Source organism: Paenibacillus pabuli NBRC 13638 (assembly GCF_001514495.1).
Lineage (GTDB): Bacteria > Bacillota > Bacilli > Paenibacillales > Paenibacillaceae > Paenibacillus > Paenibacillus pabuli.
Map to the genome: position 1 here is coordinate 321,225 of NZ_BCNM01000001.1, position 26,926 is coordinate 348,150.

Genomic DNA, 26,926 nt, shown 5'->3' on the forward strand with positions numbered 1-26,926 from the left:
TCTGCTGCTATATAATTCATGACTCTACTTACTAAAATTGAATTACGACCATTTGATGACAGGACCATTGCGGTATCGTGTAGGTCACGAGGCCGTTCACCTGACTGAATGGAAGACTAAGGTTCTGTGGCGCCAGATACACATCCTGTATCTGTTCGGCAGCCGCAACCGTCACCTCTGTATTGATGAGTGGAGGGATATCCTCGATAACTTCCACACCTTGTCCTCTACGTACTGGAGAGGCATACAGCAGATGATTCACCCAACGGTTCGAGTTCGTCTGCATCTGCAGCGTAGTAACCCCTTGGGCAGGCAGGTTGGTCATTAACGATTTATTATTACTGAGTAAACGGTCCAGCGCGTAACAGATGATTTCCTTTACAGCCAAGCTCCCCTTTGTAGCATAATCTTCAAAAACATTCCATGCGATATAGATTCCATCTCTACCTTCGGCCATGCCCGTTCCCGATTCCTGCAGATCAGAAGGGGTATGCTGGTGAGAGGAGAACGTGAACAAGTCACGGTTAAAATATGAATTTTCCTTACTACCAAGTACGATGCCGTCTGTCGTTGGCACTGTATTCTGTCCTTCGGTGTACATGACGAAAGAGGCTGTGCGCAGCGAAGGAAGCTCGAAATTCGGACGGAAATAGGAGGGACGGAATGGGGATACCTCCTCAAATTTTACACCCAAATCGAATTCAAAGCCCGTTCCATCCGGTGAGAGTCCGGAACGGCCAGTAGCGAGAATTTTGCCGCCCCCGGCAAGGAAGGCTGTCAGTTTGGTTTTGATTGACTCTGTGATGCTGATGGCATCCGGTAAAATAACAACTTTATATTTGGACAGATCAGCCTGCAAATCTACCACATCGAAGAGATAGTGGCCTTCCAGCAAAACTCTTACAGCGCCGGTATCGTGGTGCTTGTGATGGTTATGAGGATCGCCTCCGGATTCCCATAAAGTTGCCTCCACTGACAGCAGCGCTATATCGGTTATAGCGATAGTATCTCGGCACCATTCCTCCTTTGCTTCTACCTCACGGTAAGCTTCCCCGATCAACGAATACGTGGCATGATCCATCTGACCAAAAGGATGAAGCTGATCTCCAATGGAGCAGCGTGCTCCGTTCGCAAGACTCAGTGCAGTTTCATAACGCAGTGCGTTGGGATGTTTGTATCCGCCAAATTCACCCCAGGAGGTATGGAATTTTCCGGTCATGCCGAGGAAATCCATGCCTAGTGTCTGCGCATAACGTGCAGACAGCGGGAAGTGGTCGTATCCCCAGCCACCCGTTGGTAGTGATTCCAACTCCAAATGGGTATTCACATGGGCGAGATCCCGCCGCCCACGGTCGACATGACTGCTGTTGTGGAACACTGGTAATCCTGGTTTCACAGCATGCACCGTCTCATTCATTCGATTAGCATAACGAGCGTAAGTCTGTTCCCACAGTTTTCTCATATCTTGAATGTTTCGTGGATCGGAGCCCTGCGTGCGAATCTCGGCAACACAATATTGACAATAACATTCCCGAACACCAACGATATCGAGGAAGATGCCGTCCACATCATAATTCTTTACAACTTCCTCGACCTGTAGGGTGAGAACGTCAAGATAAGGGGTGTTCATGCAAAATTGATGATATCCTGGCGTCATGAAGTCGGCTGTCCAACTGATATGCTCCTGCTGATTGCGGATGAGCCATTGTGGATGTTTGCGGGCGAGTCGCTCATCCAGGCCAGCGGAGAGATAGACCGGTGTCTTCACGCCTATCTCATGAGCAGCCTCAATCTGGGCACCCAGAAGATCGAAATTCAGATGTGGATGCATTTGATTGGCGGTTGTCGGGTGGTAGGCCCAGCCATGGTGGCACTTGGAGAATATGGTTATGGAATCGACGTGTCCAGTCTTGAGCATCTCCTGAAATTGATGCTTGGAAAAATCACGGCCAATACCTTCAATGGCTTCTGACGTATGAAAATCGAGATGAACCTGACGAAATCTCATGCTTGCGTCCCCCTGGTCATTAAATGATAGAATCATATTATATCTACCACTCTAATCGATCATCCGCTTTGATACAGCTGACAATCACGACTATATATAGCACATTCTCTACATTTTGAACAAAGGAGGGATCGCATGCTTGTGCTTGAACTTCAAGTTCCGCCGTTCCCGCTGTTAGCAGCAATTGGGCACACCGAATGGCAGCCGGGAATGCAGCATGCCCAGCGCTGCTTTGATGTATTCGATCTTATTATTTGCGCCAAAGGAGCGCTATACATGGAGGAAGATGGCCTCCGTTACGAGGTTGCGGAAGGCATGATGCTGTTTCTTGAACCTGGCAAAGAACACCGTGGGTATAAACCAACGGATGTGCAGACGGAGGTATACTGGATTCATTTTCAGCTTCCCTCTGTGCAAAAGATGATTTTGAAAGAAAAGACAACTTGGGAGCAGCCCTTGCTTCAACAAACAGACCAGGATATTGAGGCTCCCCCTGGAGCCATCGAAATTCCCAAATTTGCCGCGGTGGATCTACATAACCTGGAGCCAATAATGGAAGAAATGCTTGAGCTGCACCATGTACTCACCCGTCAGCGTTCCTTCGAGCTGCATGTTCTGTTAGGCCAATTCCTTCTGCAATTACAAAAGGGAATGAGACAGAACAGCCCGCAGGCTCGTTCCTATTTTCTAAGCGAGAAGGTGGCAACTTATCTTGGTCTGCACCTGGAGCAGCCATTTGATTCCGGACAGATGGAGCGTGATCTGCTGTATCATTTTGATTACCTGGCCCGCTGCCTGAAGCAGTATACGGGGATGAGCCCGCTTCAATACAGGCATCACCTGCAAATGGAGAAGGCCAAGCGGTTATTGGCACATTCTGAGCTTCCACTGAAGCGTATCGGCGAATTGTGTGGACTGCAGGACCATAACTATTTTACACGGTTGTTCAAACGTCAAACTTTCCTTACGCCTGGAGAGTATCGCAAGAAGCATCAGTTGTATTTCTTGGAATAGAAATAATCAAACAAAAAAAACGCCTGGAAGGACGGCAGGATCATCACCACTACCGGGAGAGCAGCTTTTGGGCTTGGTAGATGTGCTTCAACTGCTTCCGTAATGTCGGTTGGCTTTCAATACATTGTGTTCAACAATATGAATAAAAGCAGCCCAGGTACGATAAAAAGTACTGGACTGCTTCTATTTTTTTGAAATGTGCCCCGGGACATTTCTTCGTATTATTTATAATCCTAATGAATTATCCTAATAGATTATTCTTCTGAGATAAATCTTTTGCCAAGCAACCACATTCCGCCGCTAATGACCAGAAAATATAAAGGCATTACCAACAATGAACCGTTATGCAGAGCACCCATTCCCCATGTCATAAGGCTTACCAGCAAGTAGTAGCCCAAGCTGAATATGGCACCAGCTGTGCCAATTACATCATGAAAATGAACAAGGGCAAGACTTAGACAATTAGGCAAAGCAATTCCTGCGCCAATCAACAGAACAAACATGGCAGTTAACATGCAAATGATCTGCAAAAGATTTGGCAGCATAGACAAGCCGCTTCCAAGGGTTAGGAGAAGAGCTCCACAGGTCATTACCAGACAACCCAAACGAATGATCTTTTCCGGTGCGTAAACGGTCAATAATCTTTTGGAGATCATTGCACCGACCACCGATGCCAAGGCCACAATAATGCCCAGAAAACCATAAACGCCAGGCGACAGATCAAAGTGTTCAATGAAGATGAAGGGAGCTTCGGCATAATAACTAAATAAAACTCCGTTAATACCTCCGATCAATAAGCAAAACACCATTACGCGCGGCATAGAGAGCATCTTTTTAACAACCGGAAGTATAGCCACTTTGGAACGTAAAGAAACGTTTGTTGTCTCCGGCAGTCTAAGAAGAGCATATATGAACAACAACAGGCTCATCACTACTAACGCCAAGAATACCCATCTGAAGCCAAAGGCCTGATCAATCCAACCACCAATAAGTGGTCCAACTGCCGGCGTAAATGCAATGACAGCAGAGATTTGGGCAAACATCACATGTCTCCGATCTCCCGATACGCTTTCTCGAAGCATGGTTTGGGTGATAATCGAGCCAGTTGCGGCACCAAAAGCCTGTACGAAACGGCCGACAAGAAGCCATTGAATTGATTCCGAGTAAAAGCACATCAAGCTTCCGATCCCATATACGATGAGGCCGCCCAGCATTGCAGGTCTACGACCAATCAAGTCGGACAGCCAGCCCCAGCAGAAAACGCCCAAGGCAAATCCTATAAAATAGATGCTTAACGTGAATTGTACGGAACTATTAGATACACCAAGTGCTGCTGCGATATCTGGGAGCGATGGAGTGTAGATGGTTTCGCTGATTTGCGGAAAAGCGATAAGAACAATCATTAAAAACAAAGATGGTACAGCATATTTCTTCATTATATATTAGCCCTCCTACAAGCTTATACTCTATTACGACAACAAGAATATGAGCCTAGCTAGGGAAAGGGGGGCATCATGATGGCGAGACGACTATAAATCATCATTTGTTGAATTACCTTTCATCATTATAAGAGTAGGAGGGTTTGGACAATCATTGTTAATACTCGGCCTAGGTTAACACGCTAGATATGGCAAGTCAACCAGCTCTAGCCACGTAGGGTCGAACAATTCAACTGCCCTTTTTGGTGATTTTGGTAAATAGCCTTGTCAATACATGCGTGATTGAATACCTTATGACATAACACAAATGAGGAGGAGATTACATGAGTGAAGTAGGATATGGAAATGGTGGAAATGTTGGAGGTCTTGGTGGATACGGTGGCTTCACATCCATCGGTGCAATCCTTGTTCTGTTCATCTTGTTGGTCATCATCTCCAAAGCTTTCCTGGTTTAATTCCTGTACCTTAATAACAACTCTGCTGGCATTACGCTGGCAGGGTCTTTTTGACATGATCATCATGTGAAAGCGTTTGACATATTTGAGTATCAATCTATAATTATGGAGTTGCGCACACAATAGAGATTTGGATGAAGTTAAGGAGAATAGATAGGAATGACACTTAAAAAAAGAATATTTTTACTGTTTTTTCTCAGTGCGTTTATTCCCTTCATTAGTATATTTGCGATTTCTTACTATACCATTGATTCCATATTTGCAAATAAAATCGATGATGGTATTCGAAGTAATCTGCAGCAGGTGACTTCCTCACTGGAGAATTCGATCACCAACCTGAATCATGTTACTCAGCAATTATCCTACAGTGGTACATTAGGCAAAAAGTTGGATGAGGTGTTGAAGCCATCCTCCAATATATTTGAATTGATTGAAACTCGGGATGAATTAAAGAGCGAATTAAATGTCGTAACCTTTACCAACCCGAATATAGGTTTGACATTGTATTACTTTCAGGAAGATAGCTCCACACAGTTCGGAAACTTTCCTATAAAGGATCGTTTTTCACCCGAATCTTTGCCTGTGCTCTCCAAAGCATATGGGATCACCTACTATGGTCCTCATGTCAGTATGAACAAGTTTGATGATCAGCTCGTCTTATCCGCCATGCGGAAGGTAAAATTACCCCAGAGGGACGATGTGTATATTTATGTTGAATCCGGTTTTCACCTTGCACAGGATATATTGGGTTACAATCAGTACAAAGGAGATTTATCCCACTTGATTCTCGATGGAGAGGGAAACATTGTGTATAGTGAGATCCCGGCGATGGAAGTCGGGGAGAATTTCTCCAGCTTATCAAATGGTGCAGCATCCGACGGAATAGCTCGCGGTCATCATTGGTTCAGACAGGATTCCACTCAGAACTGGAGCGTTGTGTCGGTGATCTCACAAGCCAAGTATCAACAGGAGAAAAATCAGTGGTTGCTTCAAATTTTACTGGTCGCTTTATTTTTCCTGGGCTTTACCGTATTTCTTGCGTGGCTGCTGTGGAAGATGGTCTATAAACCCCTCGGTCTGTTCCATTCGCAAATCAACGGAATGTCTCAAAATCCACAAACAACCGGTAGCCAGACCCGCACGCAAATTCCCGAATTTGATTTTCTGTTAGGTGAATTTTCGAATATGCAGCATCAAATCGGTGATCTCTTTAAAGAAGTGCAGCAGAAAGAGAAGATTCGTGCAGATCTTGAAGTGGAGAAGCTGCTGTACCAGATCAATCCTCATTTTTTGATGAATACGTTGGATACGGTCCACTGGCTGGCGGTAATGAATGGACAAGGGGAGATCGACAAGCTGGTGCAGTCCCTGAATAAGCTGTTGTATTACAATTTGGGTAAATTAGGACAGGTATCCACGATGGAAGAGGAAATTGACGCGCTTAGACAGTACTTGATCCTGCAGCAAATCCGATATGATTTTGAATTTGATGTGCGTATTTCGGCTGATGAGCAAGTGCTTCAAATACCTGTACCTCGTTTTATTCTACAACCGCTGGTTGAAAATTCACTTTACCATGGACTGAGCGACGAAGGTTTTATTCAAATTGAAGTGACACGCAAAGAAACGCTGAACATTATGATTCAGGATAATGGAGCAGGCATGACAGAGGAAGCGATTGAAAGACTTCTGAACAATCGAGTAGCTGAACATCAAAAAGTAGGGATGGGCATCGGGCTCAATTATGTTCACCGTATGTTAAAAGCACAATACGGGGATCAAGCTCAACTGGTGATTGAGAGTGAATTGGGAACTGGGACAAGTATATTGCTTATACTACCGATCAAAGGAGAAGATATCTCGGCATGATTAAGGTATTGATTGTGGATGACGATAAATTGGTGCGAAAAGGAATAAGCTCCGCAATGCCATGGAACGATTTCGGCATGGAGGTTGTTGGAGAAGCAAGTAACGGCGCTAAGGCGCTGGATTTTCTGGAATCCAACTCGGTGGATCTGATGCTAACGGATCTTGCGATGCCCGTGATGTCAGGCATTGAACTGATGCGCGCCGCAAGGCAGCTATACCCGGAACTTCATATTGTCGTGCTTACGCTTCATCAGGATTTTGATTATATCCAGGAAGCGCTTCGGCTGGGAGCGATCGACTATATAGCCAAAGTTCAGCTTGAGAAGGAACAATTCGAACATGTACTTAATCGAATACATACCCGGATTGGTGAGCTCACGAATACAAGACGAAAGCTGCCGCAGCTAGGTGAAACCAACGTCCATTATCGTAAAGTGTATACACTTGTTTCACTGGACCGAAAATCCGGCCAGATCTGGCCCATTGGACTCGAATCCGGTTCAGACGAGGTCCAATTTGAGGTGGAACGGAACAGCTGGATGTGGGCGGTACCTCAGGGTGGAGAGGATCAGCTATTTGATAGATTGAAGGGGTATTTGGATCAAGTTCCTCAAGGTGCGCTACTGGTGTTGTCTGATGTACAGGAACGGACATGGTCGCAAATTCAAAACTGGATTATTAACTATACAGAAACGTCCTTATTTTATGCGTATGAACCCCAAGATCCGTTTATTGCCGTTTCCATGAATGAAGAAGATACAGCTCCAATAGAACCTCGGGATGAGGACATGGATCGTATTAAGCGAAGTTGGTTTCTATCTCCGTGGACGCATAACGACAATGATTACAACCAGCTTATTGAAGAGTTTAAATCCTTAAGGCTGCATAAAGGGCAGTTGATGGGATTACTGTACTCCCTGGTTATGGAGTGGAACCAACTTTTTGCCCAGACTACGATGGGCAGAATCTCAATGATCCATTCTTTTCAATCCTGGTACGAAGTGGAACAGTGGATCAAGCAGACCTCTGAAAGCATACGAAAGGCAGATGAACAGGTTTCTTATTCTCAGGAAATGATAGATGGGGTGAAAAAAGCCGTGATGATCATGCAGAATGATTTGGGTCAGGCTTTTACAGCTTCAGGGCTGTCACAGCAGCTCAACATTAGTCGCAGCTATTTCAGCCAATGCTTCAAGGACATTATGGGGAAAACCTTTAACGATTATTCCCGATATATACGTATAGAGAAGTCGAAAGAGTATTTATTGAATACAAACAACACGATTTTCTGGATTGCAGAGCGGGTGGGTTATACGGATGAAAAATATTTCAGCCGAATCTTTCGCGAATTGACAGGCTTGCTGCCTAGTGAATATCGACAGTTAGGCAAAGGGGATAAATAACGTTAGCTCCGCATAACCGACTGACAGTCCGGTGAAAGAAGGGAAAGCAATGATCAAGAAGATGGCTGCTTTTGTTGTTGTCGTCAGCTTGATTGCGGTTATCGTATTTTCCAGTATCTCGTACTTTCGGGAATCACCAATTGGACCAGCGACAATCGCACCTGACACAGCCACCACAGAACCATTTGGCAAATATGAACATCCCGTTTCCATCCGGTTGGGATATGTGGTAGATCCCACAGGGACGGATCTTTCCGAAGGAGAGACATTAGAAAAAAACCTGTGGAAAACGGCGATTAAGCAAAACCTTAACATTGATGTCGAGGTCATGTGGCAGGTATCCAAGGAGAATTTTGGTCAGAAAATTGATCTGGCTATTGCGAGCAATGATCTGCCAGATGCGATGATCGTAAATCAGGTTCAGTTGAATGAGATGGTCAAAGCGGGAGAAATTGAAGATCTGACCAAGGCATATACAAGCAGCGCTTCACCTGAAATGAAGAAAATTATCGACAGCACCAATGGATTGGCTCTGGAACAAGTGACCTTTGAAGGGAAAATAATGGCTGTTCCGTCTGTGACGTCAGAAGACTTTAGTATGCTCTGGATCAGACAGGACTGGCTGGATCGTCTTGGATTAAAACCACCGAAAACGGTGGACGAATTGGAAGCGATCGCGAAGGCCTTTGTGGAGCAGGACCCTGATGGGAATGGGAAACGCGATACGATCGGGCTTGCCTCAAGCACGAGTCTGTTTAACGATTTCAACAACAGCGCTTTTGCTTTTGATCTAACACCGATATTCTCGGCTTATGGAGCTTTCCCCGGATATTGGCTTGAAAAAGATGGAAAACCTGTATACGGTTCGATTCTACCCGAGACAAGGAACGCTTTGGTCAGGCTTCGTGATATGTATGCCAAAGGTCTCCTTGATCCAGATCTGGGCATCCGCAAAGAGCCAGAGGAAACGGTCATTAGCGGACAGGCGGGGATGTTCTTTCAAGGTTTCTTTGCAGGATACTGGCCGCTCCCAAGCGCTTGGCTGAATGATCCCAAGGCGAACTGGCAGGCTTACGCGCTCCCCCTGGATGCAAATGGAGCCTATCGTGTCAAGGTGGATAATCCCTCAAGTTCTTTCCTAGTGGTTCGTAAAGGGTATGCTCATCCGGAAGCGATCATTAAGATAAACAATCTGTACCTCCGGGATGAGTTCAAGTATGGAACCAGTTTTATGCTGAGCCGCAATTTCTTTGCCCCGGCAGATGAAGCTCGTTATGAATCCAAAGCTGTGCAGGAGATTCTGGCAGGAACCAAATCACCAGCCGATTTCAAGGACAAGTCCGAATATAAGCTGCTGGAAAATACAGTTTCGACGATAAAACAAACCAAGCTAAAGCCTTATGGTCAACTTGGTATTTCGTATTGGGATCAGCACAGCGAGAACTTTATGCGTGGTTATTCACTGCTCGTCGGTGGAAGAAACTTCTTCGATCCGAATATTCATAAAGTTCGAAGCCTTACCTACAAACGTACGCCAGCGGTGGAGACATTGTGGAGCAAACTGTCCAAGCTGGAACATGATACGTTTTTGAAAATTATTTTAGGCACTGCGCCGATCGATTCATTCGATCCATTTGTACAGGAGTGGAAGGAATTGGGGGGGAACCAAGTGACTGCAGAGGTGACTGCTTCCCAGAACCAACGCTGAAGTGCTAGCCTATAGACGCTGAATTCCACAAAATTGTTTACTGAATTCGATGATTTCCATAGCCGGTAGACTCCTGTTTAGGGAGTTTGCCGGTTTTTCTTTGTGCCACACTAGCTGTGCTGCCCTCTCTTAGTAACGAGGATAGACAAATGTAAGTCGGAAGGTAAGATAAATGTTTACAACCTACATGCTGCTCGTTAGTCCAAGTGAAAACTGTATACATTTTTCTATCCAAACAAGCGTTTAATCCCTATCTCGGTCCACCTCCTCCAAGATTTATAATGAAAGCGCAAACAACATGATAGAGAAATAATCCGAACGAAGGGGAGTTGAATTTGATGAGAAATAATTGGTCAATAAAAGGCAAAATGTTGTCGAAACGGCTGGCTGTGCTGTCCATGTCCGCCTTGATGGTTTCTGTCCTTGCAGCCTGTGGGGGGGCCGCCAATCCACCGACTGCTGAGGATGCAGGCCAATATGAGGTAACGCCTGGAGATCCGTTCAGTGCTTATAAAGACGAAGTGACGGTAACGATGGGGCGTGTTACGACGGCGAACCCAAAATTGCCGGCTGGAGATACATATGAGAACAATGCGTATACCCGTCTGGTCAAAGAAGCATTTAACGCACAAATTAAGGACCAATTTGAGGCTAACGGTGAAGATTACAGTCGTCAGGTCTCTCTTGCAATCGCTTCCGGGGAACTGCCCGATATGATGCGTGTCGATTCCAAGGATGAACTTAAAGAACTGGTTGATAATGATCTGATTGAAGATCTGACGGAAGTGTACAAACAGTATGCCACCGATAATATCAAGCAGACTTACGACTCCTACGATGGCCGCGCACTGGACAATGCCACGATTGATGGCCGACTGATGGGCCTTCCGGCGACTTCCCTGGATTCCGCACCAACCATGGTCTGGGTTCGTCAGGATTGGCTGGATGTGCTGGGAATCAAACTCGATGCGGATGGAGACGGTGCGATCAAGCTGGAAGATGTAGAGAAAACAGCAGAAGAGTTCCTGAAAAAAGATCCTGGGCAGACCGGGAAACCGGTGGGGATTCCTTTTGTGAACACCTTGAATACGACGGACTATAATGGTTCTGCCTATACCATGCTGGGTGTTGCTTCAACCGAAGGGGCGTATCCTCAATATTGGATGAAGGGTGAAGACGGCAGCATCGTTTATGGTTCAACTACAGAGGAAACGAAGCAGATGTTGGGCATCATGGCCGACTGGTTCAAGAGAGGTATCATTGATCCGCAATTTGGAACCCGTACATTTGACGATATTACTGCACTTTACACCAATGGTCAGAGCGGCATTGCCTTTGGACCATGGCACATTCCAGACTGGGGACTGAGCAGTGTGAAACAGATGGATAAGCATGCGAAATTCACAGCTTACACGCTGGAGGATGCAGACGGTAAGGTAAACGTGGCACACGCGAATCCATCCGGTCAGTTTATCGTTGTGAGAAAAGGTTATGAACATCCGGAACTCGCGATTAAAATTATTAATCTGTTCTACGATAAATTGGCAAATGACAAAGATGTCGCAACTTCCATGCCAGAGGCAGCGAAGTATCTGGAAAGCGGCGTAGACGGTTCTACCAGACCTTTTAATATTGAAGTGAACTCGGCAACATCCCTGCTGGATGATTACTCCGACGTCGTTCGTGGAATTAAAGGCGAGATTGGTTTGGATCAGGTCCGTACAACGGAATCGAAGAACAATATTGGCAGTATCCAGACGTACTTGAAAGACCAGGATACGGATGATGTAACAGCCTGGTCGAAATACCACTCGCGTATGAACGGTGTGGGGCTGATCGACAAGCTGACGCAGGAAGGCAAATTCAACTGGATGACGCCAGCGTTCTCTGGAACTACACCAAGCATGAAACAGACGTGGGCTAACCTGACCAAGATGGAACAGGAATCTTTCATCAAAATCATAACGGGTGCAGAACCGCTGGATTACTTCGAAACGTTCGTAAGCAATTGGAAGAAACAAGGTGGCGACCAAGTGATCCAGGAGATCGAGGCCGAAACCGCATCCCAAAAATAAATGAAGCTAACACTGCTGACAGGCTGCGATAAGCAGCCTTTCTTCAGGGAAAGGGGTTCATCCATGAAACAGGAAAAATATAAAGCAAGAAACCGCTTGGGCACGGGTGCCATGTATCATATGATGATGCTGCCTGGCATTTTATTTTTGCTGGTATTCAGCTACATTCCGATGGTTGGTGTCATTACGGCGTTTCAGGATTACGTACCAGCCAAAGGTATGTTTGGCTCCGAGTTTGTTGGGCTCAAGCATTTTATTTATATGTTCAAGCTGCCGGACATCGGTCAAGTGATCAGTAATACGTTGGTGATTGCCATCGCCAAGATTTTACTCGGCACCCTGATGGCCATCATTTTTTCCATTTTATTAAACGAAATTCGCTTTAAATTCGTTAAAAAATCCGTGCAGACCATAGTTTATCTGCCTCACTTTTTGTCATGGGTCGTGCTGGCCTCCGTGGTGGTTAACATGTTCAGTCTGGATGGAAGTGTGAATCAGATTTTGGCCTTTTTCGGCTTGGAAAATATTAATTTTCTCGGAAGCAACACCTGGTTTCAGCCGTTAATTATCGGGACGGACGTATGGAAGGAATTCGGTTATAGCTCCATCGTATATTTGGCTGCAATTACCTCGATTGATCCCGGTCTGTATGAAGCGGCAGGAATGGATGGAGCGAGCTGGTGGAGAAAAGTATGGCATATTACACTGCCTGGCATGCTGCCTATTATTTTGCTAATGGGCGTCATGAGTCTGACAAATATTTTAAGCGCAGGCTTTGATCAAATCTACAATTTGTATAACCCGGTTGTCTATGAGTCGGGTGATATTCTGGATACCTATGTATACCGGATTGGTCTCGTTGGAAGACAATATAGTTTTGGTACAGCTGTTGGGTTGTTCAAGTCAGTAATTGGTATTGTTCTATTATTGTCTGCCAACGAATTAGCCAAAAAATACACCGACAGAAAAATATTCTAAGGAGGCGAAACTTGTGTCTTATTCCGCAAGCCTGAAAGACCGAATGGGCCGGTTTGTCATCTACGCCATCGTTATATTGCTGGCATTGATCTGCCTCCTTCCATTATGGAATATCGTTGCGATTTCATTTAGCAGTAGTGAGGCCGTCTCGGCTAATGCCGTAGGTCTGTTACCCGTCAATTTTACAACAGCCGCTTATTCGAAAATTATTGATGATGCGCAGTTCTGGCGCTCCTTTGGCATTTCCGTTCTACGTGTCGTTCTATCACTTGTGCTTAATATGATTCTTATTGTTTTGATGGCTTACCCGCTATCCAAATCGAAAAGGGAGTTTAAGGGCAGAAATATTTATATGAATGTCATGATTTTTGCCATGCTGTTCAGTGGAGGGATGATTCCCAGTTATCTGTTGATCAAAAACCTGGATATGCTTAATACGATTTGGTCGCTTGTACTGCCAGGTGCTGTCCCGATATTCAGTGTCATCCTTGTGATGAACTTCTTCGCCGCAGTACCAAAAGCGCTCGAAGAAGCGGCTTTCATCGACGGAGCAAACGCATTGCAGGTCCTGTTCAAAGTGTATGTGCCCGTGTCTATTCCGGCGCTGGCGACCGTATCCCTGTTCAGTATCGTGGGCACGTGGAATGATTTCTTTAGTGGATTGATCTATATGACCAAAGTTAGCAATTATCCGTTAATGACCTACATTCAGTCGCTTAATGTGAATATCGCAGAGCTTCTTCAAGCCGGAACGAACTCCGCTCAGCTCAGTAATCTGACTGAAATTTCGAACAAAAATCTAAATGCAGCCAAAATCGTAGTAGCTGTCATTCCGCTGCTGCTAATATATCCGCTGCTCCAAAAATACTTTGTAACCGGAATTGTTGTGGGGTCGGTAAAAGAATAATGAGCTACTCTGTAGAGAAGAAAGAGGGTTGAAGGCGGAAAGCCTTCAACCCTCTTTTTTGACGAAAAGAAGCTTCTGCAAAAAGACTTCCAGTGCCATGGAACGGGAATGCTCCTTGTGGCGAATGATAGAGAAGCTGCGTTCCAGATGCAGCTGTCTAATTCGCAGTTCTTCGACTTCCCCGGTTGCCAGCTCCTTAAGAACAATCCATCTGGATACCATAGCAATCCCGAGTCCGGCAGCAACAGCTTCCTTCACACCCTGACTGCTGGTGAAAACATAGGACCGCTTGGGACGGATCGCAGTCTGTTCCATATATTGATCGCTAAACGCGCGTGTTCCCGAACCCAACTCACGGAGCACCCAGACCTGATCCTGAAGCATATTCTGCTCTACCACGACGGAACCGGAGAGGGGATGACCAAAAGGAGCTACAACGATCATCTCATCTTTCATGTAAGGGATAACGTCAAGGTCTACCGAGGCTTGCGCTTCACCCTCCACAAATCCGATATCCAGTTGATTCCCCCTAACTGCAGACAGAATCTCCTGTGTATTGCCAATCGTAACCTGGATGTTGACCTGCGGATACTGAGCTGCGAACTCTGCCAGTTTCTTAGGCAAAATATATTCACCAATGGTGAAGCTGGCTCCGATCTGAATGCTTCCGGTCACCTCATCCCGCAGCATCTGAATCTCCTGGCGCGCTTCATCGTAGCGGGCCTGAATGACTTTGGCATGTTTGTACAGGATCGCCCCCGCTTCAGTCAGGGACACCTGTTTTGGCGAACGATGCAGCAGCTTGGCCCCCAACTCATTCTCCAGATTTTTGATATGCAGGCTCACCCCCGGTTGGGACAGGTTCAGCAGTTCTGCTGCCTTGGAGAAATGGCGTTGTTCCGCAACGGTAATGAAGACTTTTAACGCATCAGTTATCATTAGGATTCCTCATTTGAACAGTGTATTTTCATGGATATCAGCCTACTGAGCTCATTTTAGCATAGGATAGCAAATTAATCATAAGTTTTTGTAATGATTAGAATCGCAGATTCATATTTCACTTCCTTCCTGTCTGCCTCTATAGTGAGGATATACTTTATCCAACAAGGAAGTGTAGAGCTATGATCTTACAGACACAATTGAGATTCGTTAAAAACATAAACGTAGTTAGGAACCGGGGATTTCTACAGGGGATTGGACTGACATTACTGCTCTCGTTCATTGCCAAGCTGCTGGGTTATCTGCCGCTCTTAAATATCATGGGTCAACTTGTTATTGCAATACTGCTTGGTATCCTGTATCGGGCGGTGCGTGGCGTTCCGCTGAACGCTCAATCAGGGATCTCCTTTTCGGCAAAACAATTGTTGCGGTTCGGCATCATCCTGCTCGGTTTGAAACTAAATCTTCTGGATATTGTCCATGCAGGCTACAAAGTGGTTGCGCTAGCGGCAATCAATGTTATTGTTACGATTTTTGTTGTTTACGGACTGAGCAAGTGGCTAAAGATCGACAAACGAATAGGGCTGCTGACGGCTTGTGGAACAGCCATCTGCGGTGCCGCGGCTGTGGTTGCGATTGCGCCACAGATCAAGGCCAAAGATGAAGAAACAGCAGTAGGTGCGGCTACGGTGGCTATATTAGGCACAATCTTCACCTTTGCCTATACATTGTTATACCCGGTATTGGGTTTGAGTGCGAATGGATATGGCGTATTCACAGGCGCTACGCTGCACGAAGTGGCACATGTCATCGCTGGGGCTGCACCTGGAGGGCAAGCGGCACTGGATATGGCAGTCATCGTGAAGCTAACCCGGGTCGCTATGCTGGTGCCGATTGCGCTGATCATCGGCTTGTGGAGTGGACGACAAGCGCGGGGAGGAGAGCAAAAATCATTGAAAGGAATTCGGTGGCGTGAATTACCAGTACCTTGGTTCATTTTCGGTTTTCTGGCTATGAGTGGATTAAACACGCTGGGTATTATTCCACAAGAGCTGATCTCGGGACTTCTGGTTCTGTCGTATATGCTGCTCGCGATGGCCATGGCTGGATTGGGGTTGGGTGTGGATATTGCAACCTTCCGTCGTCTGGGCAAGAAGCCTTTCTTGGCAGGGCTGCTGGGCTCAGTCGTTTTGTCCGTGATCGGCTTCATGCTCGTTCGTGGCTTTGGTCTGAACTAGAAGTGTGTTCAGTTCTAGGTATTCCCCTTACATGACGGTTAATAAAAAGCACACATTGACCCTTAGTGGATCAATGTGTGCTTTTTGTTGTTCGAGAGGTGATCGTCATCAGATCAAGAACGAACATGACAAGAATAGTATAAAACCACTGCTTGAAATAAATATAAAAATTTTCCTCTTTTGGTTTAAAAGTCCGGAATACACACAGGAAAGTCTGGATAACGATGTACTTTCAGATCGTAAGCATTCAAGTTGCTCGCAAACATCCAAAAAGGAACATCAAAAGTCCGAATACCGTCTCTTGGGGTCCGATAAGGAGAATTGAGAGCGGTTTATACTAAATCTATACCAGAAATTACAAATCAAAGCAGGGCAGCAAATTGTTCTCCAATAAACTCCCCAAGTTAAGTGGTGATCACGTATTACGGCTGCGTAAGCCGTGTTGTATGCCTATGCTTTTTTTTCCTAAATTGCAGTCAATTACCCGATCTATCTCAGTCATAACGTCGTTCAGTGATTCTTCCGCTGTGGCGAATGGACAGGTGTGTGTCTATTGGTTTATTCAGAAGTATTTTAATAAGGGGGTGATGATCGGCGCAGCAAAAGAATGAGGCAGGTCAACCGTCCATTTTCATTGAATAACCATTTTGCTAATAACCTGAGGAGGAATTGAATTTGCGCAACAAGTACATGGTGTGGTCACTCGTATTAACGATGCTGATCTCGAACGTATTCCTGACTGTCGGATTTCCATCTCCTGTATCAGCAGCCGAAAGGCCGGACCTGGCACAGGGCAAACAGGTTACCGCGAGCGGGTACAACCAAACATACAGCCCGACCAATGTGATTGACAGCAATCAGGCAACCTATTGGGAAAGTACCAATAGCGCGTTCCCTCAATGGATTCAAGTGGATCTTGGCACCAACACCAATATTGACCAAATTGTATTGAAGATTCCGACAGTGTGGGAAAAGAGAACCCAAACGATAACCGTGCAAGGCAGCACGAACGGTTCATCGTTCACAGATATCGTAGGTTCTGCGGATTATGTATTTAATCCTTCCGTTGGGGAGAACTCGGTGACCATCGATTTTCCTGCTGTAGAGACAAGGTACGTTCGCTTAAGCGTAACGGGCAATTCCGAGTGGCCGGCAGCTCAACTGTCAACATTTGAAATTTACGGCCCAGGCAGTGAGGGACCAACGGTACCTGGCCCCGATCCTGTAGATCCCCCAATTCCAACAGAGGGAAGCAACATCGCCATCGGTAAGTCGATTACTGCATCGTCCAGCACCTTATCCTTCGCAGCTGCGAATGCAAACGATGATAATATCAATACGTACTGGGAAGGAGGCAGCAATCCAAGCTCACTGACGTTGGATCTCGGCTCGAATCATAAGATTACATCCATTGTACTGAAGCTGAACCCGGACTCCATTTGGAGCACCCGTACACAGACCATTCAGGTGCTTGGACATAACCAGGAGACAACAACCTTCAGCAATCTGGTTTCTGCCCAATCATATACATTCAACCCGGCTTCCGGTAACACAGTGACCATTCCCATTACAGCAACGGTTAAACGTCTGCAATTGAACATTACGGCTAATTCCGGCGCTCCGGCTGGGCAAATTGCTGAATTTCAGGTATTCGGCACACCTGCACCCAATCCTGATCTGACGATTACAGGCATGTCCTGGTCTCCATCGTCTCCAGTGGAGAACAATGCCGTCACCCTTAATGCCATCGTCAAAAACATTGGCTCTGCCGCTTCTCCAGCTTCTAGCGTCAACTTCTATCTGAACAACGAACTGGCGGGTTCCTCACCAGTAGCTGCTCTGCAAGCAGGGGCCTCGACAACGGTCTCGCTTAATGCTGGCAATAAAGCAGCTGCATCATACACGCTGAGTGCCAAGGTAGATGAGAATAACCAGATCATCGAAGAGAATGAAGGAAACAATAATTACACACACGACTCTTCTGTGGTGGTTGCACCGATTACAAGTTCTGATCTGGTAGGTACGGTCTCTTGGAGTCCTGGAAACCCTACAGCGAACAGCACAGTAACATTTACGGTTAATCTGAAAAATCAAGGGAACATGGCCTCCGCAGGCGGTGCACACGGAGTTACTGTGGTTCTCAAGAACGCTGCCGGAGCAACACTTCAGACGTATAGTGGTTCCTATACCGGTACATTGGCACCGGGAGCTTCGGTCAATGTCAATGTGGGTACCTGGACTGCTGCAACCGGTAACTACAATGTGACAACTACCGTTGCAGTGGACAATAATGAAGCACCGGTAAAACAAACGAACAACGTCGTTACAACAGCTTTGAACGTATATTCAGCCCGTGGTGCCAGCATGCCTTATACCCGGTATGATACGGATGATGCTGCGCGTGGTGGCGGTGCCACACTGAAGTCCGCACCGACCTTCGATCAAGCCTTGACAGCCTCTGAAGCCTCTGGGCAGAAGTATATTGCTCTGCCTTCCAACGGTTCCTATGCACAATGGACCGTTAGACAAGGGGAGGGAGGCGCAGGTGTAACCATGCGATTCACGATGCCGGATTCCACAGATGGCATGGGTCTAAACGGTGCACTTGACGTCTATGTTAACGGGTCCAAGGCCAAAACGGTTTCCTTGACCTCCTACTACAACTGGCAGTACTTCTCCAGTGATCAGCCGGGAGATGCACCAAGTGCGGGACGTCCGTTGTTCCGTTTTGATGAAGTGCACTGGAAACTGGATACACCTCTAAAAGCCGGAGACACCATTCGTATTCAGAAAAACAATGGAGATAACCTGGAATACGGTGTGGATTTCCTTGAAATCGAACCCGTTCAGGCGGTGATCCCGCGCCCGGCTAACGCCGTCTCTGTAACCGATTTCGGTGCGATTGCAAATGATGGAAAAGATGACCTTGCCGCATTCGAAGCGGCAGTCCAATCCGCGGTATCCACAGGCAAGACGCTATATATCCCTGAGGGCACGTTCCATCTGGGCAATATGTGGAAAATTGGTACGCCGACGAATATGATTAACAACCTCACTATTGTAGGTGCAGGCATCTGGCATACGAACATTCAGTTTACCAACCCTAATGCAGCCTCTGGCGGGATTTCTTTCCGTGTGCAGGGCAAGCTGGATTTCAGCAATATTTATATGAACTCCATGCTGCGTTCACGCTATCATGAGAATGCAGTGTACAAAGGCTTTATGGACAATTTCGGCAAAAATTCAAAGGTCAGCAACGTATGGGTCGAGCACTTTGAATGTGGTTTCTGGGTAGGGGATTACGCCCACACACCTGCAATCATTGCCGATGGCTTGGTAATAGAGAACAGTCGAATTCGAAATAACCTTGCCGATGGCGTCAACTTTGCCCAAGGCACGAGCAATTCGACTGTACGCAACAGCAGCGTACGCAACAATGGTGATGATGGTCTGGCCGTATGGACCAGCAACGTAAATGGTGCTCCTGCCGGTGTGAACAACACATTCTCGTTCAACACGATTGAGAATAACTGGCGCGCAGCAGGCATTGCATTCTTTGGTGGCAGCGGACATAAGGCAACCAACAATCTGATTGTTGATACGGTTGGCGGTTCGGCGATCCGGATGAACACCGTTTTCCCTGGATACCATTTCCAAAATAACACAGGTATTCTGTTCTCCGATACAACGATCATTAACAGCGGCACGAGTAAAGATCTGTACAATGGTGAACGCGGAGCTATTGATCTTGAAGCTTCCAACGATTCCATCAAGAACGTAACGTTTACCAACATTGATATCCTCAATACGCAGCGTAGTGCCGTTCAATTCGGATACGGCGGTGGTTTCCAGAACATTGTGTTTAACAACATTAATATTAATGGCACCGGTCTGGACGGAATTGAGACATCTAGATTCACAACTCCGCATAAAGGTGCAGCAATTTACACCTATACCGGAAATGGCTCTGCCACATTCAATAATCTGACAACCAGCAACATTGCCAACCCTAATGTGAATCAGATTCAAAATGGCTTTAATTTGATCATTCAATAAATTATTTCAGACAAAAGCAGGGAGCTCTATGAGTTCCCTGTTTTTTAGGTTAAGTAGAGGAAGAGGGGTGAACATTGATCCGAATTTAAAATAATGAAAAAAGTAACTGCGCAAAGTAAGTTTTTAAGATGCCCCATATTTTCTTCTGTAGTGACTTAACGTGAGTAGGGGCCAAATATATGTATAGCTGTGATAATGGGAATAGAAGTTCCCGGGCAGACCGGCTCCTGTTGGATAAGTGGTTCTCCAATCGTTTTCGTGCATTGATGCAATAAGCCTTAGAATACCTTGATTTATCTCAGGAGTGGGCTTGGGTTGGACTGCGATAAGCGCGTCAAGTGCCCAAGCGGTTTGGGAGGGGATGCTTTTCCCTAATGGCACATAGTGCAGGAGTCGGTCACTCTGACAGGATTCTCCCCAGCCACCGTCAGAGTTCTGGATGCTTAAGAGCCATTGAGCTCCTTTTTGCAACGTATCATGACTTGCGGGCAGCCCGACAGCTGTCAGACCTGTTAATGCAGCCCAGGTACCGTAAATATAACAAACGCCCCATCTTCCGTACCATGAACCATCCTTCTCCTGATTTCGAATGAGCCATTTCGTTCCACGTTTGATGAATTCGTGCCTGGTATCAAGCCCGGCAAAATTTCCGAGATACTCCAGGGTACGTCCGGTTAGATCAGCTTCCGAGGGGTCAGTAGCCGCAGATTTGGCACCATCAATGGCGAGCCAGGTGAGAATCTCCTTGTTTGTATTTTTTTCAAAAGCCGGCCAGCCGCCGTCTTTATTTTGCATGGACAGAACCCAATTCAGCCCGCGAGTCGAGGATTCCTGAACCGTTGGAAGAGTAGTGGACAAGCTTCGAATAGCCCGTAAAGCCGCTGTTGTATCATCCACATCTGGATTGATCGTATTGGACTCCGAAAATCCCCATCCTCCAGGAACTGTATTCGGATTATGGATGCTCCAGTCGGCGGTCTTATCTTGCTGATGGGAGAGCAAATAGGAGGCTGCGAGTTGAATAGCCTTATGGTCAGCGGTAAGAGAAGCCTCCTGCAATGCGTAGGTGATTAAGGCCGTATCCCACACGGTAGATGGGGAGTTTTGAATCGTTGTTTTACCTCCAGAAGAACGGCACTGCATTGCCGTGAGTCCGGTTATGGCTTTTGTAATCAGGGGGTGCTGCTTATCGTATTTTAGGGCCAATAGGGCAAAGATCATGAGAATTGTACTGCTGGCGTAGCTGTATAATGTGCCATCCGATTCAATCCGCTCTATCATGAACTGTTCCGCCTTCGTTCTTGCAGTGTCGTGGATATGGTGAGGGTTACCGAGCAGTCGGCTTCTCCCGCTTAGAATATCGTCCTGCATTTCCTGATAACCCCGGGTTGTTAGCTCATCTCTAACATTTCGTGAGTCGGTCAGATCAGACAAATCAGGGGCATGGGGGACTTTGAGGGCGAAGCGCAAGTCTGCCATAATGAGCATGGGAGTGAGGTGAACTCTGGAATAACCGGAAAATTCAAAATAGTTGATGGGAAAATAGGTAGGGAACATCAGTATCTCCAGAGGGATCATAGAGATGGATAAAGGCCATTTCATTTGCCCAGTAGCGGCGAGTATGGCTTTGGTCAAAATGCTCGTAACTTTTCCGATACCTCCTTTGGACTGAATGTACTGTTTGGCCCGCTGGATTGGCTCGTCCGTGCTCTGGCTGTACCCGGAATAAAGCAGGGCGTAATACGCTTCAACCGATGCGGATAAATTTCCATCCTCTTCATCAGGGTACAATCTCCAGGATCCATCCTGTTGCCGTTGGTTAAGGATACGATCATGCAACTCCCGGATCAGCGCTTCATTCGGAACTTCCAATATCCGAAAGAGAATGATGACATAAGCATCAATGACCGTACCGTTCTCAAAACAAAAATGCCAGGAACCATCTTGTTGCTGCTGTTGAAGCAAGGAAGTCGTCATCCGACTTATTTCCTCTTCAATTGCTCTTAGTACATGGGTCATTGCGCGGTTACCTCCAGAGTACGTCATTTTCGTATTATATGATGACAATCAGGGCGAAATGAGGAGAAGAAAGAGCGTAGAATCAGTACATATCAGGTTTTTTTCTACATTTTCAAATAAAAAATGAAATTTACAGTTGAAATTTTTTCCAATAAAGTGTATAAATATCTTTGTTAGCGCTTACAATATTCTGGTTTATATTTTTCTCCTATACCCTTCAAAAAGGAGGTGTAAGTACCACGACATGCAATAACTGAAAAACGTACTTTATGTTTTTTAAAATGAAATCGATTTCATTTTTCGCACTATGATCATTTGCTGTTCAAATCATGATAATTCTAAGGAGATGTGTTCATGAAAATATGGAAAAAGAGTGCGTTAGTGCTGCTGTCCACTTTTCTGGTAACGGCGGGTTCATATATGCCCAAGACTGCGCATGCTGCGGGCGAACAGGTGGAGGTGTGGATTTCAACGTCAGACCCCAATTCCGAACCGGCAGTGGGGCTTAAAACAGATGCGAGACTTACCAAGATCGCATCCAAAAACTTCAGCAGCAATTCAGGCAATGCGGATGTTACCATTACGGTCAACGAAAACAAAACGTATCAGCAAATGGATGGTTTTGGCGTGTCGTTAACGGATGCTTCCGCATGGCTCATGAACTACAAACTGGATAACAACAAGCGCGCGGAAGTTATGGAAAAGCTTTTTGGCAACACAGGGATAGGGCTTAGTTTGTTGAGACAGCCGATCGGCAGTTCCGATTTTGCCTGGGCAGCCTACACCTATGCCGATACGCCAAATGACACTTCACTAAGTCAATTCACGATTGACCGGGACAAGGCCTACATCCTGCCCATGGTCAAAGCCGCAATCGCAAAGAATCCCAATATCAAAGTAATGGGTTCCCCATGGAGTGCACCTGCCTGGATGAAATATTCCAACCATCTGAACGGCGGTAAACTGAAAGCAGAACATTACGGGACATATGCGAATTATTTCAAAAAATACATCGAAGCCTACCAGGCTGAAGGCGTACCCATCTATGCTGTCACATTGCAAAACGAGCCTATGTACGAGCCATCCCACTATCCTTCCATGGGCATGAATGTACAGGATCAGACGGGTTTTATCGGCGATTATCTTGGACCAACACTCCGGAATGCCGGAATCAACACCAAAATTATTGCATTCGACCATAACTTTCTGGACTGGAACTTCCCCAACCAGGTCATTACGAATCTGAAGAACGCAGGCAAGGGCAGTTACGTCTCCGGCAGTGCATTTCACCATTATGACAGTGGGGACGGTTCGACAATGACCTCCATGCATAACAGTCACCCGGACAAGGAAGTTTGGTTCACCGAGGGTGGCTTCGGCAACTGGAATGATCCGCAGAATGGTACCTCATCGGGTTTCGATAATATGATGAACGAGTTCATTAATATTACGAGAAACTGGTCCAAATCGATCATTCTCTGGAATGCTGCCCTGGATCAAAAAGACGGTCCAGCCTTGCTTTCACCGAACAACACTAACAAAGGCATGATCACAATTCGCAACTCGGACAACCGTAATGATGCTCCTGAAAATAATGTCACGTATCACAAACAATATTATTTGATGGGTCACTTTAGTAAATTTGTAGTACCCAATGCATACCGCATTGACAGCAACACCGGATCTGAAGTCAAAAATGTGGCTTTCCGCAATCCGGACGGTTCCAAAGTGGTAGTTGCCTACAACTCTTCCAGTTCGTCGAAAAATGTGAAGATCCAATGGGGCAGCCAAAGCTTCGTTGTTACCATCCCAGGCAAGTCCACCATGACGTATAAATGGTATGGAAATGTTTCTTAAGGGATAGCAGGAATTCAGATTCATTCCGCATCAGGCAACCTAGGGGCCGCGAGCAGTCGCGGCTCTTTTAATTTGTTTTTATTTAAAGATCATCCACGGTATACATTTGTTGTGATTTTTACATATTCAAGGATTTTACAATTTTAATATTATGATTTTTTAATTTAACTGTCCTCTTACATTGGGTTGATATTCTAGCCTGAGCTTTTATATGGGAGAGGGGTTAGACAACTTGAAAGACATCAATCAACGCTGGGTAGCGGCGATCCTTGTGGCAGTAATGGTTATCCAATCATTCTGGACATTTGCAGGAATCGGACATGCTGCAGCATCACAAAACCTTAATACCAGCAATTTAGCGAAAAACGTGGTGATCAGCCATTTTTATGGAGGCAAGAAAGACGACGTACTCGACGTGTACGGCAACGACTTTGTAGAACTATATAATCCGACAGCAGAACCTGTTTCGCTGAACGATTGGTCTATACAATTTGCGGATCCCCAAAAGAATAATTGGAAGGCAGCTCAGCTAGGGACAATAATGACACGATTGAGCTTGGTATTCACCGGGTTGGAAATCGTATCACCCACAGGACATTTACTTTCTAGAAATTGTACAAATGATTCAACTTTTTCTTCAGATGAGCTGGTTTTAATATAGAAGGTGTATCGAATATCGGAATAACCGGGACGTACATCAGATTGGTTAAAAAATCCGTCAAGATCCAGATCCCCTTCAACTTCAACTCTGAAATCATCAAGGACAACATCGAATTTGGAGGCATAAACCCGGGCCACAATGGATTGACATGCGCCAAGGGAGGCAAGTAAAGCTTCTACAGGATTCATTCCCGTGTCTGTACCCCCGAGGTTTGTTGGCTCATCGATGATCAGTTCGAATTGTCTTGCTTTGGTGATCACTTTAACCCCATCTTGTAGATGGGCAGTAGCTTTGAAAGTCTGAACATTAGCCATCCGATACCTCTCCTTTATAAAACATTGTAAATAACTTGGTTTAGTATGAATTATAGTTCCATGAATCACAAGCTGTCAATATAAGGATGGGAATAGAATTAGGTATTCACTCTTTAAATTAAGAAATGGATAGCTTAATGGCTATCCATTTCTCTAACATTTCAATTTCTCAGCCGATGTACTTATTCACTCATAACATGATCATATTTTTCCTTCAAACGTTTGATATCTGCTCTCGGCGGTGCACCGAACATGCGGGAGTACTCCCGGCTGAATTGGGACGCACTCTCGTAACCAACCCGGAAGGCTACATCCGCAGCATCAGCTGACTCGGCCATGAGGAGTCGACGTGCTTCCTGAAGCCTTAGCTGCTTCTGAAACTGAAGTGGGCTCATGGCGGTAATTTCTTTGAAATGTCGATGGAACGAGGACACACTCATGTTGGCTGTCTCTGCAAGATCTTCGATTCGAAAAGGTTGCTCCCAATGTCGAACAATATGCTCAATGGCTTCCCTAATCCGGTAGCTGCTGCTGCCTTCCATTGCAATCTGGGCGAGTTCAGTTCCATAAGGTCCCTGCAAAAGCCGATACAGTATTTCCCGCGTATAGAGTTGGGAAAGGAACGGGATTTCTCCCGGCGTATCCAGCAGCCGAACCAATCGAAGTACAGCATCTTGAATGGAGGGCTCCATCTGTCCAACAAATAGGGCGCGTCTGGCGTTTTCTTTAGAGGTGACCTTAATATTACAATCATTCAGTACTTCAAGAATCTGGTTCTGTGTAAACTCAAGCTTCAGACTTAAGTAAGGCGTATCAGTGGATGCTTTTATAATCTGACCAATCACTGGAAGGTTCATGGAAGCAATCAGATAATTGGAAGGTCCGTATTCGAATCTTTCCTGTGCCAGCAAGATTTCTTTCAAGCCTTGAACGATCACACAAAAGGAAGGCTTGTAAACCCGGTAAGCAGGCTCACTTATGCTCGAATGCTGATAGACATACAGGGAAGAGATTGCCGTTTCCTTAGAATTGTTATGAATGGAGTGACGTTTGATTAGTTCGGTGAGTTCCTGTTTCTGCTGCACTGCGTTATCGGACATACATATCCTCCTTGCGAGTTGTTCTTCCTTCATTATAAGGCTTAACGACTTTAGACAAAAGTGGGCCTGAGAGAATCAGGCAATCAATTAAGACAAATGATATACCGCTTCGCTCCTTCAGTTCGGCATAATAATATTAGGCTCGCAGAATCAAGCAAGAGGACGCGAAACTGCAATCAGACAGCATAGCTGAAGTAACTCTACGAAAATAGCAACTTTATCCTGAACAAAAGGAGGTAAGGAAATGAGTCATGTATTAGTTTTGGGTGCCAACGGTCAAATCGCCCGTGAAGCGATAGACTTGTTTCTCAAAGAAACCGATGTCAGGCTAACACTCTATTTGCGAAAATCCAGCAGGCTTGGAAATATCGATTCGAATCGTGCGCGTGTGATCGACGGTGACGTAATGGATCAAGTCAAATTGAAAGACGCCATGAACGGTGTGGACGTTGTCTATGTCAATCTTGCAGGTGACCTGGAACAGTATGCCAGAATCATCGTGAAAACGATGAAATCTGCAGGAGTGAAACGTCTGATTTTTATCAGTTCCATGGGGATCTACGATGAAGTACCTGGACAGAAGTACAGCAGCATATTGGACCCTTATCGTAAAGCTGCTTCCATTGTTGAAGCTTCAGATCTAGACTATACAATCTTACGGCCAGCTTGGTTTACCAGAGCAAACGAGATCGATTATGAAGTAACCCAGAAAGGCGAGCCATTCAAAGGCAACGAAGTATCCTGCAAAAGCGTGGCCTCTCTGGTGGTTAAGCTGGCAGAGTCACCAGAACTGGAAATACATCGCAGTCTTGGTGTAAGTAAACCCCATTAATTCAGTGTACTCCTAAATGGAGATAATAAATTCATGTACGTTAGTTCACATTCA

The 26,926-nt window shown here is 45.8% G+C and carries 18 protein-coding genes; 12 read left to right on the top strand and 6 right to left on the bottom strand.

The window, feature by feature from the left end:
• Nucleotides 1–31: 31 nt before the first annotated feature.
• Nucleotides 32–2,008, bottom strand: coding sequence for an alpha-amylase family protein (locus PPA03S_RS01060; protein ID WP_062318941.1), 1,977 nt, complete (start codon nt 2,006–2,008; stop codon nt 32–34).
• A 135-nt stretch (nt 2,009–2,143) separates the two neighbouring features.
• Between PPA03S_RS01060 and PPA03S_RS01065 the strand changes: the two genes are divergently transcribed.
• Complete coding sequence (locus tag PPA03S_RS01065; protein ID WP_062318943.1) at nt 2,144–3,022, top strand: AraC family transcriptional regulator; 879 nt, start codon at nt 2,144–2,146, stop codon at nt 3,020–3,022.
• A gap of 254 nt (nt 3,023–3,276) precedes the next feature.
• On the opposite strand, the gene PPA03S_RS01070 is transcribed toward PPA03S_RS01065, so the two are convergent.
• A complete protein-coding gene (locus tag PPA03S_RS01070) occupies nt 3,277–4,458 on the bottom strand; it encodes a multidrug effflux MFS transporter (protein ID WP_062318945.1) in 1,182 nt (393 codons plus the stop codon).
• A 326-nt stretch (nt 4,459–4,784) separates the two neighbouring features.
• Here PPA03S_RS01070 and PPA03S_RS33620 point away from each other — a divergent pair, with 326 nt between their 5' ends.
• The 7 genes from PPA03S_RS33620 (at nt 4,785) to PPA03S_RS01100 (ending at nt 13,856) form a co-directional block, all read left to right on the top strand.
• Entirely contained in the window at nt 4,785–4,916 is a 132-nt protein-coding gene (locus PPA03S_RS33620; protein WP_217998906.1) for a YjcZ family sporulation protein, read from the top strand.
• A 159-nt stretch (nt 4,917–5,075) separates the two neighbouring features.
• Entirely contained in the window at nt 5,076–6,785 is a 1,710-nt protein-coding gene (locus PPA03S_RS01075) for a sensor histidine kinase (protein WP_062318947.1), read from the top strand.
• Nucleotides 6,782–8,188 (top strand): response regulator transcription factor, encoded by a 1,407-nt coding sequence (locus tag PPA03S_RS01080; RefSeq protein ID WP_062318949.1) that lies wholly within the window; start codon nt 6,782–6,784, stop codon nt 8,186–8,188. The genes PPA03S_RS01075 and PPA03S_RS01080 overlap by 4 nt, the downstream gene beginning before the upstream one ends.
• 49 nt (nt 8,189–8,237) lie before the next feature.
• Nucleotides 8,238–9,896 carry an extracellular solute-binding protein gene (locus PPA03S_RS01085; protein WP_062318951.1) on the top strand — a complete coding sequence of 553 codons (1,659 nt, stop codon included), beginning with the start codon at nt 8,238–8,240 and terminating at the stop codon, nt 9,894–9,896.
• Nucleotides 9,897–10,234: 338 nt separating this feature from the next.
• Nucleotides 10,235–11,971: a type 2 periplasmic-binding domain-containing protein gene (locus tag PPA03S_RS01090; RefSeq protein WP_062318952.1), complete on the top strand. Its 1,737-nt coding sequence runs from the start codon at nt 10,235–10,237 to the stop codon at nt 11,969–11,971.
• A 63-nt stretch (nt 11,972–12,034) separates the two neighbouring features.
• Nucleotides 12,035–12,949, top strand: coding sequence for an ABC transporter permease (locus PPA03S_RS01095; protein ID WP_062319870.1), 915 nt, complete (start codon nt 12,035–12,037; stop codon nt 12,947–12,949).
• A gap of 13 nt (nt 12,950–12,962) precedes the next feature.
• Entirely contained in the window at nt 12,963–13,856 is an 894-nt protein-coding gene (locus PPA03S_RS01100; protein ID WP_082703948.1) for a carbohydrate ABC transporter permease, read from the top strand.
• Between the two features lie 45 nt (nt 13,857–13,901).
• Here the strand turns inward: PPA03S_RS01100 and PPA03S_RS01105 are convergent, their stop codons facing one another.
• Nucleotides 13,902–14,795, bottom strand: coding sequence for a LysR family transcriptional regulator (locus PPA03S_RS01105; protein WP_062318955.1), 894 nt, complete (start codon nt 14,793–14,795; stop codon nt 13,902–13,904).
• A 182-nt stretch (nt 14,796–14,977) separates the two neighbouring features.
• Between PPA03S_RS01105 and PPA03S_RS01110 the strand changes: the two genes are divergently transcribed.
• Together PPA03S_RS01110 and PPA03S_RS01115 are read left to right on the top strand one after the other, a co-directional pair.
• Entirely contained in the window at nt 14,978–16,033 is a 1,056-nt protein-coding gene (locus PPA03S_RS01110; protein WP_062318957.1) for a YeiH family protein, read from the top strand.
• Between the two features lie 714 nt (nt 16,034–16,747).
• On the top strand, nt 16,748–20,089 hold the full coding sequence (locus PPA03S_RS01115) for a discoidin domain-containing protein (RefSeq protein WP_439955826.1): 3,342 nt from the start codon (nt 16,748–16,750) through the stop codon (nt 20,087–20,089).
• 123 nt (nt 20,090–20,212) lie between these two features.
• Here PPA03S_RS01115 and shc read toward each other — a convergent pair whose 3' ends face one another.
• Nucleotides 20,213–22,108, bottom strand: coding sequence for a squalene--hopene cyclase (gene shc, locus PPA03S_RS01120; protein WP_062318961.1), 1,896 nt, complete (start codon nt 22,106–22,108; stop codon nt 20,213–20,215).
• A 354-nt stretch (nt 22,109–22,462) separates the two neighbouring features.
• Here shc and PPA03S_RS01125 point away from each other — a divergent pair, with 354 nt between their 5' ends.
• Nucleotides 22,463–23,965: a glycoside hydrolase family 30 protein gene (locus tag PPA03S_RS01125; RefSeq protein ID WP_062318963.1), complete on the top strand. Its 1,503-nt coding sequence runs from the start codon at nt 22,463–22,465 to the stop codon at nt 23,963–23,965.
• Between the two features lie 525 nt (nt 23,966–24,490).
• Here the strand turns inward: PPA03S_RS01125 and PPA03S_RS01130 are convergent.
• Both PPA03S_RS01130 and PPA03S_RS01135 read right to left on the bottom strand, forming a co-directional pair.
• Nucleotides 24,491–24,940 carry an OsmC family protein gene (locus PPA03S_RS01130; RefSeq protein WP_062318966.1) on the bottom strand — a complete coding sequence of 150 codons (450 nt, stop codon included), beginning with the start codon at nt 24,938–24,940 and terminating at the stop codon, nt 24,491–24,493.
• A 182-nt stretch (nt 24,941–25,122) separates the two neighbouring features.
• Nucleotides 25,123–26,040, bottom strand: coding sequence for an AraC family transcriptional regulator (locus PPA03S_RS01135; protein ID WP_062318967.1), 918 nt, complete (start codon nt 26,038–26,040; stop codon nt 25,123–25,125).
• 244 nt (nt 26,041–26,284) lie between these two features.
• On the opposite strand from PPA03S_RS01135, the gene PPA03S_RS01140 reads away from it, so the two are divergent.
• Nucleotides 26,285–26,872, top strand: coding sequence for an NAD(P)H-binding protein (locus tag PPA03S_RS01140; RefSeq protein WP_062318969.1), 588 nt, complete (start codon nt 26,285–26,287; stop codon nt 26,870–26,872).
• Nucleotides 26,873–26,926: the final 54 nt, after the last annotated feature.

Coding starts and splice junctions, on each gene's coding strand:
- PPA03S_RS01115 (WP_439955826.1), top strand. CDS start 16,748: ATGCTGATCTCGAACGTATTCCTGACTGTCGGATTTCCATCTCCTGTA.
- PPA03S_RS01070 (WP_062318945.1), bottom strand. CDS start 4,458: ATGAAGAAATATGCTGTACCATCTTTGTTTTTAATGATTGTTCTTATC.
- PPA03S_RS01075 (WP_062318947.1), top strand. CDS start 5,076: ATGACACTTAAAAAAAGAATATTTTTACTGTTTTTTCTCAGTGCGTTT.
- PPA03S_RS33620 (WP_217998906.1), top strand. CDS start 4,785: ATGAGTGAAGTAGGATATGGAAATGGTGGAAATGTTGGAGGTCTTGGT.
- PPA03S_RS01080 (WP_062318949.1), top strand. CDS start 6,782: ATGATTAAGGTATTGATTGTGGATGACGATAAATTGGTGCGAAAAGGA.
- PPA03S_RS01060 (WP_062318941.1), bottom strand. CDS start 2,008: ATGAGATTTCGTCAGGTTCATCTCGATTTTCATACGTCAGAAGCCATT.
- PPA03S_RS01090 (WP_062318952.1), top strand. CDS start 10,235: ATGAGAAATAATTGGTCAATAAAAGGCAAAATGTTGTCGAAACGGCTG.
- PPA03S_RS01110 (WP_062318957.1), top strand. CDS start 14,978: ATGATCTTACAGACACAATTGAGATTCGTTAAAAACATAAACGTAGTT.
- shc (WP_062318961.1), bottom strand. CDS start 22,108: ATGACCCATGTACTAAGAGCAATTGAAGAGGAAATAAGTCGGATGACG.
- PPA03S_RS01065 (WP_062318943.1), top strand. CDS start 2,144: ATGCTTGTGCTTGAACTTCAAGTTCCGCCGTTCCCGCTGTTAGCAGCA.
- PPA03S_RS01130 (WP_062318966.1), bottom strand. CDS start 24,940: ATGGCTAATGTTCAGACTTTCAAAGCTACTGCCCATCTACAAGATGGG.
- PPA03S_RS01140 (WP_062318969.1), top strand. CDS start 26,285: ATGAGTCATGTATTAGTTTTGGGTGCCAACGGTCAAATCGCCCGTGAA.
- PPA03S_RS01125 (WP_062318963.1), top strand. CDS start 22,463: ATGAAAATATGGAAAAAGAGTGCGTTAGTGCTGCTGTCCACTTTTCTG.
- PPA03S_RS01095 (WP_062319870.1), top strand. CDS start 12,035: ATGAAACAGGAAAAATATAAAGCAAGAAACCGCTTGGGCACGGGTGCC.
- PPA03S_RS01105 (WP_062318955.1), bottom strand. CDS start 14,795: ATGATAACTGATGCGTTAAAAGTCTTCATTACCGTTGCGGAACAACGC.
- PPA03S_RS01135 (WP_062318967.1), bottom strand. CDS start 26,040: ATGTCCGATAACGCAGTGCAGCAGAAACAGGAACTCACCGAACTAATC.
- PPA03S_RS01085 (WP_062318951.1), top strand. CDS start 8,238: ATGATCAAGAAGATGGCTGCTTTTGTTGTTGTCGTCAGCTTGATTGCG.